The sequence below is a fragment of the Massilia sp. ST3 genome (assembly GCF_018119405.1).
Classification (GTDB): Bacteria; Pseudomonadota; Gammaproteobacteria; order Burkholderiales; family Burkholderiaceae_D; genus Telluria.
In genome coordinates this window covers 40,643-54,817 of the sequence record NZ_JAGPWC010000026.1, presented here as the reverse complement: position 1 = coordinate 54,817, position 14,175 = coordinate 40,643, and the positions used below count along the sequence as shown (strand labels likewise).

Here is a 14,175-nt window from a genome sequence, read left to right as displayed (position 1 = left end):
CTAGGACCCGGCGGCGGGGTCGTGGCCGGCGCGCGGGGCCGCCGCGCCCAGGATGCGGTCCAGGGCTTCGATGTCGATCGGCTTGACGAAGTGGTGGTCGAAGCCGGCCGCGTAGGCGCGCTCGATATCCTCGGCCTGGCCGTAGCCGGTCAGGGCCACCAGCACGGAATGGGCGGCGGGGCCGGCGCGCAGGCGGCGCGCCAGTTCGTAGCCGTCCATGCCGGGCAGGCCGATGTCCAGGATGTACACGGCGAAGGACTCCGCCGCGCTGCGTTCGAGGGCGGCGTGCGCGTCCGCCACCATCGCGACGCTGTGTCCCTTGGCTTCGAGCAGGGTGGCCAGCGCGCGCGCGGCATCGAGGTTGTCGTCGACGATCATCAGGCGCACGGGCGCCGCCGGCCTGGACGCCTCGGGCGCGGCGTCGCCGTTCGGACCGGTGTCCGCCGCGTGCAGGGGCAGGAACAGCGTGAACCGCGCGCCCTTGCCCAGCCCCTCGCTGTGCGCTTCCACGCGGCCGCCGTGCAGGGCCATGATGCTGCGCACCAGCGCCAGGCCGAGCCCCAGCCCGCCCTGGGCGCGCTCCGAGCTGCGCTTGGCCTGGCGGAACAGGTCGAACACATGCGGCAGCAGCTCGCGGTCGATGCCCATGCCGTTGTCCGTCACCTCGATCACCGCTTCGCCGCCGCGCAGCTGCGCAGCCAGCGTGATGGCGCCGCTCGCGGGCGTGTACTTGGCCGCGTTGTTCAGCAGGTTGCTGATCACCTGGATCAGGCGCACGCGGTCGCCGCGGATGCGGGCGTGCGGGCAGTGCACCTGGATGTCCAGCGCATGGCCGCGGGACTGGATCAGGGGCTGGGCCTGCTCGACGGCGCTGGCCACGATCGGCCCGATCTCGACCTCGTCCTGCTCGATCGCGACCAGGCCGCGGGTTACGCGCGAGACGTCGAGCAGGTCGTTGATCAGCGACTTGAGGTGGTCGACCTGGCGCACGATGACTTCGCCGGCGCGACGCACGGCGCGCTCGTTATGGATCTGCAGTCCGAGCGTCTGGGCCGCGGCGGAGATCGGCGCCAGCGGATTGCGCAGCTCGTGCGCCAGCATCGCCAGGAACTCGTCCTTGGCATGGTTCTGGTTTTCCGCCTCGCGCCGCGCATCGCGCTCGCTGGCGAGCAGGGTTTCGCGCTCGCGTTCCAGGGCCTGGCGCGCCTCGTTCTGGTGCGCCAGCTCGACCCCGGCGTCGCGCAGGGCGCGCTGCAGCAAGTCGGCTTCCAGCACGCCGGAGCCGACCGGCGTGGGAATGCCTCCGGTCTCGAGCGTCTTCGCCGCCGCCAGGGTCAGCTGGTAGGAGCCCGTGATGCGCCGCGCGAACAGCACGATGCCGGCCCCGGCGCAGCCCAGGGCGACCAGCAGCACCAGGGCCGCGAACCAGGTCGCGTTGCGCGCCGGGCTGTTGATCTCGTCGCGCGGCGCCGCGATCGCCACCGTCCAGGCGGCGCGCGAAGTGTGGGTGAAGCTGTTGTAGGCCATGAAGCCGTCGCGCGTGCGGTTCACGATGCGGCCGCTGAACTGGCGCTGCGCGGCCTCGAGCAGCTCGGGACGTACGCGCGTGCCGACGAACTCGTGTTCGCGCGTGCTGCGCGCGATGCTGACGCCGTCGGCGCCGAACAGGCCCACCACCCAGGTGGCGGGCAGGTCCTTGCGCTGCAGGAGACCGGTGAAGTGGGTGTTGTGGAAGGTCTGCGAGATCAGGAAGGCGCGGCCGCTTGCGGTAACGATGGGGATGTGGACCGACACCACCCGCGACTTGCCCGCCCGTCCTTCGCGCAGGTTGGAGACGCTCGGCTTGCGGCGCGCGATCGCGTCCAGCACCCAGGGGTTGGGGCCGTCGTCGGCCGGCTGGCCGAAGGGGTGGTGGGTATGCAGCAGCATGCGCCCGCCGGCGTCGTAGAGCACGCCCCAGGAGTCCGGCGAGGTGATGGTCTTGCGCATCAGCGCATACAGGGTGCGGAAATCCTCGCTGTTCATCGCCTCGGTCTGGGAGATGACGCGCAGGGCGCCTTCGGCGCTGGCCAGCTCCTGGTCGATCGACAGCGCGACCGAGCGCGTTTTCTCGGCCACCGCCTGCAGGCGCGCTTCCTTCTCGTCCTCGAGCAGCATGGACAGGCCCCACGCGGACATGGCGAGGAAAGGAACGAGGACGATCAGGATGATCGCAGTGAGGTAGCTACGCGTTTTCATCAGGGGAAAGGGCTGCCCGCACTTCGCCGCATCCGGATGGTTGCGTACGCGAAACCGGGCAATTCTAGCAGGATGGGGGCCGCAAGGCTTGCACCGCAGGCCGGGCGGGAACGGCGCTTCAGGCCAGCAGCGCCACCGCCTTGACCTGGGCCCAGACCCGGGCGCCGGGCGCGATCGCGAGCTCGCGGCGCGAGCGTTCGCTGATGCGCGCCAGCAGAGCCGTCTCTCCGCTCCGCAGGCGCACCAGTACCTGGCCTGCGGGACCGGCGCATGCTACTTCGCGCACCTCGGCCGGCAGGATGTTGGCGATGCTGGTGGCGCGCGGCCGTTCCAGCGCAAGGCTGACGTCGCGCGCCTGGATGCGGCAGCGCACCCGGCTGCCGGGCGCGCCGACGCCTCCGCGCCGCGCCGCGTACAGCGTCCCGCCCGGGAAGGACAGGCGCGCCATGCCGTCCTCGTCCTGGCCTTCGAGCACGGCCTCGACCACCACGCCGGCATCCTCGTCGAAGGCGCCCGCCAGGTCGATGCGGGCCAGCAGTTCGCCCAGCGGGCCGCTGGCGGTCACGCGGCCGGCGTCCAGCAGCACCAGGTAGTCGGCCAGGCGCGCCACCTCGTCCGCCGCATGGCTGACGTAGATGATGGGCAGGGCCAGCTCGTCGTGCAGGCGTTCGAGGTAGGGAAGGATCTCGAGCTTGCGCTTGAGGTCGAGCGCGGCCAGCGGTTCGTCCATCAGGAGCAGGCGCGGCGCGGCGAGCAGGGTGCGCGCGATCGCCACCCTCTGGCGCTCGCCGCCGGAGAGGCGCGCGGGGTCCTGGCCGAGCAGGGGCGCGATGCCGAGCAGTTCGGCGATGGCGTCCAGCGAGGGCTGGCGGTTCGCGGCGCGGCGCTCCATCCGCCCGGCGCGCCGCTGCCCGAACTCCAGGTTGCCGCGCACGCTCAGGTGCGGGAACAGGCTGGCTTCCTGGAACACATAGCCGACCGCGCGCTGCCAGGTGGGCACGAAGACGCCCTTTGACTCGTCCTGCCAGACCTCGTCCCCGAGCGCCATGGCGCCGCCCGGCGCGCGCTCGAGGCCCGCGATGGCGCGCAGCAGGGTGGTCTTGCCCGAGCCGGAATGGCCGAACAGGGCGCTCACGCCCTGCGCGGGCAAGCTCAGGTCGACGTCGAGCGCGAAGCTTCCGCGGTCGATGTGGAAGCGGGCGTGGATGCTCACCGGCGCACCCCGCGCATCGATTGCGGATACAGGGTGTACAGGGCCAGCAGCACCAGGAAGCTGAACACCAGCATGCCGCCCGCCAGCCAGTGGGCCTGGGCATACTCCATTGCCTCGACGTGGTCGTAGATCTGCACCGAGACCACGCGCGTGCGGTCCGGGATGTTCCCGCCGATCATCAGCACCACGCCGAACTCGCCGATGGTGTGGGCGAAGCCGAGGATGGCGCCGGTCACGAAACCGGGCCGGGCCAGCGGCATCACCACCGACCAGAAGGTATCCCAGGGGCCGGCGCGCAGGGTGGCCGCCACCTCCAGCGGACGCTCGCCGATGGCCTCGAAGGCGTTCTGCAGCGGCTGCACCACGAAGGGCATCGAGTACAGCACCGAGGCGATCACCAGGCCGGGGAAGGTAAAAGCCAGGGTGCCCAGGCCGAACAGGCCGCCGAGCCGGCCCAGCGGGCCGTCGGGACCCATCGCCAGCAGCAGGTAGAAGCCCAGCACGGTGGGCGGCAGCACCAGGGGCAGGGCGACGACGGCGACCACCGCGTTCTTCAGGCGCGAGCGGGTGCGCGCCAGCCACCAGGCCAGCGGCGTGCCGAGCAGCAGCAGCAAGAGGGTGACCAGGGTGGCCAGCTTCAGTGTCAGCCAGACCGCGGCGAGATCGGCAGCCTGCATCAGGTCTCGTAGCCGTAGGAGCGGATCAGGGCCTGCACCTCGGCCGAGCGCAGGTAGGCGAGCAGCGCCCTGGCGGCCGGGTTGGCGCGGCCCTTGGCGAGCAGCACCGCGTCCTGGCGGATCGGTTCGTGCAGGCGGGCGGGCACGATCCACCCGGAGCCGGCCGTGAACCTGCCGTCGCGCCAGACCTGGGACAGGGCGACGAAGCCGAGTTCCGCGTTGCCGGTGCTGGCGAACTGGTAGGCCTGGGCGATGCTTTCGCCCTGGACGATGCGCGGCTGGACGGCCGCGCGCAGGCCGAGCCGGTCGAGCACCGTGATCGCCGCGGCGCCGTAGGGCGCGGTCTTGGGATTGGCGATGGCCAGGTGGCGGAAGTCCGGCGACTCGAGCACCTCGCCGCGCCCGTCCACCAGCTTGGCCTGCGCCGACCACAGCACCAGGCGGCCGACGGCGTAGGTGTAGCGGGTGCCGGCCACCGCCTGGCCTTCGTTTTCCAGCCTGGCCGGGGTCTCGTCGTCTGCCGCCAGCAGCACTTCGAAGGGCGCGCCGTTGCGCACCTGGGCGTAGAACTTGCCGGTGGCGCCAAAGGCCAGCAGGGCCTTGTGGCCGGTGTCCTGTTCGAACCGGGCGGCGATGGCCTGCATCGGCGCGGTGAAGTTCGCCGCAACCGCGACCTGAACTTCGCCGGCGTGGGCGGCCAGGGTGCAGGCGAAACCGGCGAGCAGGCAGGCAAGGTGTTTCATGGATTCGAAGCTGGGCTGGACGCGATCGTGAATGGCATAGGCGGCAGTGTATAACGGATGGGCCGGAAACGCGTCGTCCCCGCGCAGGCGGGGACCCAAGCTTGCGAGCGTTTCGATGACGCCGGCAGAACTTGGGTCCCCGCCTGCGCGGGGACGACGGTGGTGCCAATAGGCTTACTTGTCAGTGACGGTGAACTCGCCGAAGCTCTTGAGCTGTTCGCCCACGGCCTTGGCGTCGCCCACCACGACGATCGACTGGTTCTCCGGCGCGAAGTACTTCTTCGACACGGTGCGCACCTGTTCCGGCGTGACCTTCTGGATCAGCGGCACGTACTGGCCGAGGAACTCGGCCGGCAGGCCCACCAGCCAGTTCGCGGCCAGGGTGGTCGCAACGCCGCGCTGCAGCTGGTTGGTCAGCAGGTAGCCGCCCGCCATGTAGCGCTTGTTCATGTCCATTTCCTTGGCCGGGACCAGCTCGGCGCCGATGCGCTTGTACTCGCTGAAGTATTCGTTCAGCGACGCCGCCGTCACCTCGTTGCGTACTTCGGCGCCGCCCACGATCGCGCCGCCGGCGCGGTTCATGCGCGCGCCCGCCGAGGCGCCGTAGGTATAGCCCTTTTCCTCGCGCAGGTTGGTGTTGATGCGGCTCGAGAAGCCGCCGCCCAGGATGGTGCTGGCCAGGCGCAGCGGGATCTGGTCCTCGGCGCTGGCAGCGATGCCCGGGCTGCCCAGACGCAGCGCCGACTGCACGCTGCCGTCGCGCTGCACCAGCACGCGGGCCGGCTTGGCCGTCACCGGCGCGGCGGCCGTCTCTGGCAGCGCCGCGCCGCTCGCCTTCCAGTCGCCGAAGGCCTGCTGCGCAAGTTTCATGGCTTCGGCGTCGGTGATGCGGCCGGCCACGACCAGGAGGGCGCGGTCCGGGCGGAAGCGCTTGGCGTGTTCGGCGCGCAGCATCTCCTGGTTCACCGCATTGATCGACTCCACGGTCGGCGTGGTGCGGGCGTAGGGATGGTCGCCGTACACGGCCTTGTTGATGGCGCGCTCGGCGCGGAAGGCCGGCTGGGTCTCGGACACGCGCAGCGACTGCAGCGCATTGGCCTTGGCCAGCTGGATCTCGCCTTCGGGGAAAGACGGAGTACGCGCCACTTCCGCCAGCAGCTGCATCATCGCGCCGGCGTGCGAGGTGAGGGCGTTGGCCTGGATCACGATGCCGTCCGAGGCCGGGCTGGCGCCGACTTCGCCGCCCATGCCCTGGGCCGCTTCGGCGATGGCGCGCGAATCGCGCTTGGCGGTGCCTTCGTTGAGCATGCTGGCCAGCATGCCGGCGAAGGCCTGGTTGGCGGGCGCGTCGGCGGCATAGCCGGCGCCGCGGATCGCCAGCACGTAGTCCACGCGCGGCAGGCCCTTGCGCGGCACGACCCAGACGGTCAGGCCGTTGGCCAGGGTTTTCTTGGTGATCTTCGGCACCGGGATCGGCTTGTCGGCGCCGTAGGCCGGCATGTCCGACTTGGCGGCCGCCGGTGCGGCGGTTTCGGCGAATGCGGCCTCCGGCGCGAAGGCGAGCGAGACGGCCAAGGAGATGGAAAGCACAGGCATCAGTTTCTTCATGATGCGCTCCTTATTTCGAGGCGCCGGCAGGCGCAGGGGTGGCTGGGGCGGTGGTTTGACCTGCTGCGGCCACCATGGCGGCCGGCTTGCGGTCGATGACGGTCCGGTTGGTCGGGACGATGTAGGTACGCACCGCGCGCTGGATGTCGCTTGATGTGACGCCTTCGATCCAGCCCGGGATCTTGTTGACCACGTTGGCGTCGCCCCACAGGGTCTGCAGCTTGGCCAGGGTGTCGGCGCGGTTGATGAAGCTTTCCAGCTTGTTGTTCCAGTCGGCGATCATGCGGGTCTTGACGCGCTTGAGGGTGGCGTCGTCCACGCCCTTCTCGGCGACCTTGGCGATTTCCTCGTCCATGGCCTTGAGCAGGGCATCGGCGCTGCTGTTCGGCTTGTACAGCGCGAACACGGTCAGCAGGGTCGGACCGTCGTATTCCCATGGGCTGGTCAGGCCGAACAGGGTGTCGACGTTGAGGGCGATTTCGCGGCCCTTCACCAGGCCCTGGTAGAACAGCGAAGCGTCGCCGCCGGCCAGCAGCTCGGCCAGCACGGCGATCGCCGCCTGATCCTTGCTGCCGCGCTCGGGCACCTTCCACGCGGCGGCGATCGCCGGCACCTGGGCCAGGGCGTCGCTCTGCACCACGCGCTTCTCGGCGGTGTTCAGCGGCTCGCTGAAGTCGCCCGGTTTCGGGGTCGGGCGGGCCGCGATCTTGCCGAAGTATTTCTCGGCCAGGGCGAAGCCCTGCTGCGGCGTGATGTCGCCGGCGATCGCCAGCACCGCGTTGTTGGGGCCATAGTAGTCGCGGTGGAAGGCGCGCACGTCTTCCAGGTTGGCGTTTTCCAGGTCTTCGAAGCTGCCGTAGCCATCGTGGTTGTTCTCCCATTTCTGGAAGGCCTGCTGGCTGATGTCGATCCACATGAAGCCGCCGTAGGGCTGGTTCTTCACGTTCACGCGGATCTCTTCCTTGACCACGTCCTGCTGGTTCTTCAGGGTCGCCGCGTTGAAATCGAGGGTCTTCATCCGGTCCGCTTCCAGCCACAGGATCGGCTCCAGCGCCGATGCCGGCGCGGTCTCGATGTAGTTGGTGAAGTCAGGACGGGTCGAGCCGTTGTTGCGGCCGCCGCCGGCGGTGATGGTGGTGTCGAACACGCCCTTCGGCGCGTTCGGCGTGCCCTGGAACATCAGGTGTTCGAACAGGTGGGCGAAGCCGGTGCGGTTCTTCGGCTCGAGGCGCATGCCCACATGATAAACCACCGAGACGCCGACCGTCGGCGAGCTGCGGTCTTCCGAGACGATGACGGTCAGGCCGTTATCGAGTTTCTTGACGTTGACCGGAAGCGTCCACTGGTCCGACTTGGCGGCGAACGCCGACAGCGAAACGGTGAGCCCGGCCAGCAAAACAGGTAATTGGCGCATGCGCATGGGTGACCTCGAAAATGAACTCTGAAAAGTGAGCTTTTTTGATGACAGCTTTGCGTGCCGTCAAGGTCCGCATCTTAGCGCAATGTCATGTCAATAAGTAATCTTTTTATTGCGCCAGCTCATGTGTTGTCGAAGTTTGCGCGAGGGACATCCGTCCGCCGGATCTGCGCTCTGTTCCGCGTTTTGTGCAGTTCGTCGCATCTGCCCGCAGCGGGGTGGGGGACCACGATATAGTTGCAACATGCTAAGGTATGCTGCCTGGAATGCCACGAGCGTCCCGGGGCCGGACAAGACTAGAAAGGATGTTGGATGAATCACCTGATCAAGCAGGGCGTGGCGCTGGCCACCCTGTGCGCCGCCTATGGTTTCGCGGGCGTGGCGAGCGCCGCGCCGGAAGTGGCCACGGAGACCCGCCCGATCGATGCGCGCGTAGTGCGCGTCAAGCTGGACGGGGTGGTCGACATGAAGATCCGCCAGGGCAGCAACGCCACCCTGGTGCTGACCGGCGATCCGCGCCTGCTGGGCAAGACCACGACGCTGCAGAGCGGCGACACCTTGAATATCGATACCGAGACGCGCGGCGTGAGCCTGAACATCGGCCGTGGCTCGGGCCTGCGCGCCGAGCTGGTACTGCCGAGCCTGCGCGAGGTGTCGTCCGAAAGCGTCGGCTCCACCGAAGTCAGCGGCTTCTCCGGTGAAGAACTCGAACTCACCCTCGATGGGGCCGGCTCGATGAATGTATCATCGAACTACCGCGTGATATCGGCCAACCTGGGCGGCGTGGGCAGCATGCGCGTGCACGGGATCAATAGCGAAAGCATCGACCTGAACCTGCGCGGCGCCGGCTTCGTCACCCTGTCGGGACGCAGCAAGCTGCTCAAGGCGGAGCTCGGCGGGCTGGGCGGCCTGGATGCCCAGCAATGTGCGGCGGAAACCGTGAACCTGGAGCTGTCCGGCCTGGGCAATGCCACCGTGAATGCGCAGGGCAACGCCAACCTGACCTTGTCGGGCATGGGCTCGGTGACGGTCTACGGCAAGCCGCAGAACCGCAAGGTCGAGGTCGAGGGGCTGGGCAAGGTGAGCTGGAAGTAAACAAGAACAACATAACGGGAGTCCTGAGACCAGGACCAAGGGTACGTAGAGATCCTGACTCCATGCACGAGACATGAAAAAAATAATCGTAGCGTTCGCAGTCGCGTTCGGCCTGCACCTGAGTGCCCAGGCCGGTTTCGCGGAAGGGGCGAGCGCGTATAACGCCCGCAACTACGCGCTGGCGCTGAAGGAGATCAGTCCGCTTGCCAAAGCCGGCAACGCGGACGCCCAGCATTTGCTGGGCCTGATGTATTACATGGGACGCGGCGTCGCGCGCGACTACAAGCAGGCTTTCTCCTGGCACCACAAGGCCGCGCTGCAAGGCAAGGCCGACGCGCAGTACGTGGTGGGCGCCATGTACTACACCGGCAATTCCGTGCCGCAGGACCAGAAGCATGCCGTCACCTGGTTCCGGCGGGCGGCGGAGCAGGGACATGCCGAGGCCCAGCATGCGCTGGGGCTGATGTACCGCTACCACCAGGCCGGCATGCCGCAGGACATGGTGCTGGCCTATATGCTGTGGAACCTGGCGGCGGCCAGCGGCAACCGCAACGCGGTCGACCAGCGCGCCGCGATCTCGCGCCAGATGACGCAGGAGCAGATCGAGGAGGCGCAGTCGCTGTCGCGCACCTGGCGGCCGGGGACGCCGTTGCCGACGGCGTCGCGGACGGGGGACGGGTCCTGAGGCGGCAAGAGCCGCCGGCGGCAGCGGCCGATGGCCGCGTGTTGAGCTAGCGTCCTATCCCGATGCCGATGCCGACGCCCGAGCCACCCCAGCGGCCCCAGCTGCCGAAGATGGACGTCGAGACGCCCTCGTACCTGCCGTCCTTCGCGGCCAGCTGAAGCACGCAGTTTCTCCAGGGGTCGGAATTCGCGGCGTAGCCGAGCTGGACGCAGGCCGGCCCGAACTCGGCCATCATGCGGTCCATCTCAGCTTGTTGCTTTAGTGCCTTTTCTTGCGGTGTCATACACCCGAGCAAGCAAAATGCGCTTGCTGCCGTCAGCATCATGGCGCGCATAGCGTTCTCCTTAAGCAAGTGATCAGCCAGGCGCACGCCTGGCCTTGTTGCAGCGATCATACCTCTCAATGGATTTCGCCTTCGTCTCCTGCCGTGCCGCGGTGGCCGGCGCCGGCTTCAGGACTTGTACTTCACGCCGCAGCCATACGGACGCGTGACGGCCTGCTTGACCTCCTCGCCCTTCAGCACGGACTCCATCGCAGTCTTGAACAGCGGCTCGGCCCTGGCGATGTCGTCGACCTTGGCCGAGGGGATGCTGTCGATCCCGCCCGCGTAGCGCAGCACCCCCTTGGTATCGATCACGTACATATGCGGCGTGGTGCGCGCATCGTAGGCCTTGCCGATGCCGCCTTGCGGGTCGAGCAGGACCGCGGCCGGGGCGGCCTTGCGGCTGGCGGTCAATTCGTCGGCCCTGGCGCCGTCGACACTTCCCTGCTCGCCAGGGGCCGAGGAAATCACGCTCAGCCACACCACGCCCGCCTGCCTGGCCTGCTGCTGCAGGTTCTGCATGTTCGACGAGCCGTAGTGCTTCTTCACGTAGGGGCACTCATGGTTGGTCCATTCCAGCACCACGACCTTGCCCTTGAGATCGGCCAGCTTGTGCTGCTTCCCCTTGCTGTCGACCGCCGTGAAATCCGGCGCCGGCTGCCCGACCGCGGGCGCCGCCATGGCCGGCAGGGCAGGAAGACCCGCGCCGAGCAGAGTGGTGGCCAGGATGGCGGTGCGCAGCGCGGCGCGGCGTGAAAGACGGTTCATGTGATCCCCTTTATCGAAGTGAATGGTGGAAAAACCCGGACTACTGCGTGAGCGTTTGCGTTACGATCGACTCGGTCAGGACCGGCGGCAGCACCACTGCGTCCTTTCCGGCCGGATAAAACACATAGAAGGGCAGGCCGTCGCGCTGGAAGGAGCGCAGGAAGGCCGTGATCGCGGGATCGCGATTGGTCCAGTCGCCCTTCATGTAGACCACCTGGCGCGCCCGCATCGCGTCCTTCACGGCGGCTGTCGACAGGGTCGTGCGTTCGTTGACCAGGCAGGTAATGCACCAGGCGGCGGTCATGTTGACGAAGACCGGCTTGCCTTCGGCGCGCAGGCTGGCGAGCCGCTCGGCGCTGTAGGCTTCGAACTGTGCGGACTGCCGGGACGGCGCAGCCTGCGGCGCCGCATCCTGCAAGCCCGGCGCCAGGGCGGCCAGCGCGGCCACGCCGGCCAGCGCCGCGCCGCGTGGCCACCACGGCTTGCCGGCGCCTTGCTGGCCCAGCCCCACCAGCCAGGCCGCCAGGCCGACCAGCACGCTGCCGGCCAGCGCCAGGCGCAGGCCGGATTCGCCCGCCTGCTGGGCCAGCACCCACAGCAGCCAGGCCGCCGTCGCATACATCGGGAAGGCCATCGCCTGGCGCAGCCTCAGCATCCACATGCCTGGCCGGGGCAGGCGCCGGGCCACTGCAGGGAACAGGCCCAGCAGCAGGAAGGGCAGGGCCAGGCCGAGGCCCATCATCGCGAACACCAGCAGGCTGACGCCGGCCGGCGCCGCCAGCGCCGAACCGATCGCCGCGCCCATGAAGGGAGCGGTGCAGGGCGTCGCCACCACCACGGCCAGCAAGCCGGTGAAGAAGCTGCCGGCGTGTCCCTTGCGGTCCGCCAGCTGCTGGCCGGCGCCGGCCAGCGATCCGCCGACCTCGAACACGCCGGACAGGTTCAGTCCGATCGCCAGCATCAGCCAGCACATCGCGGCCACGAACAGGGGCGACTGGAACTGGAAGCCCCAGCCGACTGCCTGCCCACCCGCGCGCACCGCCAGCAGGGCCAGGGCCAGGGCCATGAAGGCGGCCAGGACCCCCAGGGTATAGAACACGCCGGACAGGCGCACGGCGCGGCGGTCGCCGCCGGACATGCCGGCCACGGCCGTGGCCTTGATCGCCAGCACGGGGAAGACGCAAGGCATCAGGTTCAGGATCACGCCGCCGAGAAAGGCGAAGGCGGCCATCTGCCAGAGCGGCAGGGCGGAAGCGGGCGGCGCCTGCGGTCCCGATTCCGTGTCCGGACCTGCAGCCGATCCTGCGGCCGGCTGCATCGCGAACCAGCGCTTCTGGCCACCGCCATCGGTCACCATCAGGACGCCCGCCGCCGCGCCGGGGGCAGGACTCTGGCCCTTGGGCAAGGTCAAACTCAGGGCGTCCTGCTTGACCTCGAGGGACTGGGCGGCGGCGTGGTCGACCACGCCCCAGGTATCGGGGAAGTACAGGGCGGCGCGCACGGTTTGCGCGGAAATGCCGGGGCCGCTGATGCGCAATTGCAGACCCGATGTCCCGGCGCCCAGCGCGGCCTTCCATGGCGCCGGCTGCGGCTTGCGCGCATCGGCAATGCCGAAGGCGGCAAGAATGGCCGCCTTTGCCGGGCGCGCGGCCGCCTCGACCGGCAGGACCAGGCGGAAGCTGCCGTCCTCCGGAATGCATTCCTTTTCGCAGACCACCCAGTCGGCGTTCGCCGCGATGACGACCTGGCTGCCGGGCCGCGCATCGCGCGGGATGGACAGGCGCATGGGGAAGACGATCTCGTTCTCGTAACCGTAGCTGGCCACCGGACCGACGAGGAAGCGGTCGGGACCCGGCCAGTCGATGGGGCCGACGTCGACCCCGGGCGGGGTCTCGAAGGCGATGTTCGGCGGCGAACCCGCGTCGCCCGGATTCTTCCAGTAGGTATGCCAGTGCGGCGCCAGGCGCTGGCGCAGGCCTACGCGCAGGGTCTGTCCCGGGCTGACGGCGGCATGGTCGCTGACCAGGGACACCGTGGCGCGCGGGCTTTGCCGCAGATTGCTCTCCTCGGCCGCGGCCGGCGCCGACTTGAGGACGGCAAGCATGAGTGCCATGGCCAATGCTTGCCAGAACTTACGGGCGGGCGGGACAAGGTAGCGCATGCGGAGACGGATCCTCAGGTTGGCAGGCGATCGGATCCAGTGTACGCGCAGTATTGTTGACAGATCAAACAGTATGTTGCTGTATTTACATCTCAAGAGCGCGCACCAGTGGTCCCAGCGACGCAGTGGCCCCGCGTGCCGTACAATTGCGCTTTTTTCAATATGGAGCCAGCCATGCGCGCCATCGAAATCACCCAGCCTGGCAAGCCGGAGGTCCTCCAGCTGTGCGAGCGTCCGCTGCCCCAGCTCAAGGGAGGCGAAGTCCTGATCAAGGTGCACGCCGCCGGCATCAACCGCCCGGACGTGCTGCAGCGCCTGGGCCACTACCCGGTGCCGCCAGGCGCCTCCGATTTGCCGGGCCTGGAGGTGGCCGGCGAGATCGTCGATGGCGAGCTGGGCGACAGCGGTTTCAGGAAAGGCGACCTGGTCTGCGCGCTGGTGCAGGGTGGCGGCTATGCCGAATACTGCACGGCGCCGCTCGAGCAGTGCCTGCCGCTGCCGCCGGGCTTGAGCCCGCTGGAAGCGGCCACCTTGCCGGAAACCTTCTTCACCGTCTGGAGCAACGTCTTCGACCGCGCCCGCCTGGCCGAGGGCGAGACCCTGCTGGTGCAGGGCGGCGGCTCGGGCATCGGGGTGACGGCCATCCAGCTGGCCACCGCCCTGGGCCACCGCGTGTTCGCGACGGCCGGCTCGGACGACAAGTGCCGCGCCTGCGAGCAACTCGGCGCCGAGCGCGGCATCAATTACCGGTCCGAAGACTTTGCTGCCGTGGTCAAGGAACTCACGGCTGGGCGCGGTGTCGACGTGATACTCGACATGGTGGCCGGCGACTACGTGGCGCGTGAAATCGATTGCCTGGCCGACGACGGCCGCATCGTCGTGATCGCGCTGCTGGGCGGCGCCAAGGCCAATGTGGACATGGGGCAGGTGCTGCGCCGCCGCCTGACGATCACCGGCTCGACCCTGCGTCCGCGCCCGGTGGCCTTCAAGGCGGCGATCGCGCGCGCGCTGCGCGAACGGGTCTGGCCGCTGTTCGGCGAAGGCAAGCTCAAGCCGGTGATCTACCGCAGCTTCCCGCTCGAGCAGGCCGCCGAGGCCCATGCGCTGATGGAGTCGAGCGCCCACGTCGGCAAGATTGTCTTGCAAGTGTTGTAAGGCCGCACTTGCATTTGGGTGGCGGTGCAGGGCCGGGCTTACCAGCTCAGCCATTGTTTGACCGCCATATGATCGACCGCTAAAATAGCGGGT

General features: G+C 68.7%; 12 protein-coding genes. 3 read left to right on the top strand and 9 right to left on the bottom strand.

Going from position 1 to position 14,175, the window contains the following annotated elements; translation table 11 throughout:
• The 6 genes from KBW98_RS11310 to KBW98_RS11285 all read right to left on the bottom strand — a co-directional run bounded on the left by KBW98_RS11310 (position 1) and on the right by KBW98_RS11285 (position 7,899).
• Positions 1-2,238, bottom strand: coding sequence for an ATP-binding protein (locus tag KBW98_RS11310; RefSeq protein ID WP_211520237.1), 2,238 nt, complete (start codon positions 2,236-2,238; stop codon positions 1-3).
• 118 nt (positions 2,239-2,356) lie between these two features.
• On the bottom strand, positions 2,357-3,451 hold the full coding sequence (gene modC, locus KBW98_RS11305) for a molybdenum ABC transporter ATP-binding protein (RefSeq protein ID WP_373888927.1): 1,095 nt from the start codon (positions 3,449-3,451) through the stop codon (positions 2,357-2,359).
• A complete protein-coding gene (modB, locus tag KBW98_RS11300; protein WP_211520236.1) occupies positions 3,448-4,128 on the bottom strand; it encodes a molybdate ABC transporter permease subunit in 681 nt (226 codons plus the stop codon). Before modB ends, modC begins: the two co-directional genes overlap by 4 nt.
• On the bottom strand, positions 4,128-4,871 hold the full coding sequence (modA, locus tag KBW98_RS11295; protein ID WP_211520235.1) for a molybdate ABC transporter substrate-binding protein: 744 nt from the start codon (positions 4,869-4,871) through the stop codon (positions 4,128-4,130). The genes modB and modA overlap by 1 nt, the downstream gene beginning before the upstream one ends.
• Before the next feature lie 174 nt (positions 4,872-5,045).
• Positions 5,046-6,479 carry a pitrilysin family protein gene (locus KBW98_RS11290; RefSeq protein WP_211520234.1) on the bottom strand — a complete coding sequence of 478 codons (1,434 nt, stop codon included), beginning with the start codon at positions 6,477-6,479 and terminating at the stop codon, positions 5,046-5,048.
• 10 nt (positions 6,480-6,489) lie between these two features.
• Complete coding sequence (locus KBW98_RS11285; RefSeq protein WP_211520233.1) at positions 6,490-7,899, bottom strand: pitrilysin family protein; 1,410 nt, start codon at positions 7,897-7,899, stop codon at positions 6,490-6,492.
• A 309-nt stretch (positions 7,900-8,208) separates the two neighbouring features.
• Here KBW98_RS11285 and KBW98_RS11280 point away from each other — a divergent pair, with 309 nt between their 5' ends.
• Both KBW98_RS11280 and KBW98_RS11275 read left to right on the top strand, forming a co-directional pair.
• Positions 8,209-8,991: a GIN domain-containing protein gene (locus KBW98_RS11280; RefSeq protein ID WP_211520232.1), complete on the top strand. Its 783-nt coding sequence runs from the start codon at positions 8,209-8,211 to the stop codon at positions 8,989-8,991.
• A 73-nt stretch (positions 8,992-9,064) separates the two neighbouring features.
• A complete protein-coding gene (locus tag KBW98_RS11275; RefSeq protein ID WP_211520231.1) occupies positions 9,065-9,676 on the top strand; it encodes a tetratricopeptide repeat protein in 612 nt (203 codons plus the stop codon).
• Between the two features lie 46 nt (positions 9,677-9,722).
• Here KBW98_RS11275 and KBW98_RS11270 read toward each other — a convergent pair whose 3' ends face one another.
• From KBW98_RS11270 to KBW98_RS23940, 3 genes are all read right to left on the bottom strand, one after another.
• A complete protein-coding gene (locus KBW98_RS11270; RefSeq protein ID WP_211520230.1) occupies positions 9,723-9,920 on the bottom strand; it encodes a hypothetical protein in 198 nt (65 codons plus the stop codon).
• A 207-nt stretch (positions 9,921-10,127) separates the two neighbouring features.
• Entirely contained in the window at positions 10,128-10,766 is a 639-nt protein-coding gene (locus KBW98_RS11265; RefSeq protein ID WP_211520229.1) for a redoxin domain-containing protein, read from the bottom strand.
• 40 nt (positions 10,767-10,806) lie between these two features.
• Complete coding sequence (locus KBW98_RS23940) at positions 10,807-12,879, bottom strand: protein-disulfide reductase DsbD (protein ID WP_267876134.1); 2,073 nt, start codon at positions 12,877-12,879, stop codon at positions 10,807-10,809.
• A gap of 222 nt (positions 12,880-13,101) precedes the next feature.
• On the opposite strand from KBW98_RS23940, the gene KBW98_RS11255 reads away from it, so the two are divergent.
• The gene (locus KBW98_RS11255) at positions 13,102-14,082 is read left to right on the top strand and encodes an NAD(P)H-quinone oxidoreductase (protein ID WP_211520227.1); all 981 of its coding nucleotides are present in this window, start codon (positions 13,102-13,104) and stop codon (positions 14,080-14,082) included.
• Positions 14,083-14,175 lie beyond the last annotated feature (93 nt).

Bases quoted from the DNA above. Each gene is read 5' to 3' on its own strand.
- KBW98_RS11310 (WP_211520237.1), bottom strand. From the start codon at position 2,238: ATGAAAACGCGTAGCTACCTCACTGCGATCATCCTGATCGTCCTCGTT.
- modB (WP_211520236.1), bottom strand. From the start codon at position 4,128: ATGCAGGCTGCCGATCTCGCCGCGGTCTGGCTGACACTGAAGCTGGCC.
- modA (WP_211520235.1), bottom strand. From the start codon at position 4,871: ATGAAACACCTTGCCTGCCTGCTCGCCGGTTTCGCCTGCACCCTGGCC.
- KBW98_RS11290 (WP_211520234.1), bottom strand. From the start codon at position 6,479: ATGAAGAAACTGATGCCTGTGCTTTCCATCTCCTTGGCCGTCTCGCTC.
- KBW98_RS11285 (WP_211520233.1), bottom strand. From the start codon at position 7,899: ATGCGCATGCGCCAATTACCTGTTTTGCTGGCCGGGCTCACCGTTTCG.
- KBW98_RS11280 (WP_211520232.1), top strand. From the start codon at position 8,209: ATGAATCACCTGATCAAGCAGGGCGTGGCGCTGGCCACCCTGTGCGCC.
- KBW98_RS11275 (WP_211520231.1), top strand. From the start codon at position 9,065: ATGAAAAAAATAATCGTAGCGTTCGCAGTCGCGTTCGGCCTGCACCTG.
- KBW98_RS11270 (WP_211520230.1), bottom strand. From the start codon at position 9,920: ATGGACCGCATGATGGCCGAGTTCGGGCCGGCCTGCGTCCAGCTCGGC.
- KBW98_RS11265 (WP_211520229.1), bottom strand. From the start codon at position 10,766: ATGAACCGTCTTTCACGCCGCGCCGCGCTGCGCACCGCCATCCTGGCC.
- KBW98_RS23940 (WP_267876134.1), bottom strand. From the start codon at position 12,879: ATGGCACTCATGCTTGCCGTCCTCAAGTCGGCGCCGGCCGCGGCCGAG.
- KBW98_RS11255 (WP_211520227.1), top strand. From the start codon at position 13,102: ATGCGCGCCATCGAAATCACCCAGCCTGGCAAGCCGGAGGTCCTCCAG.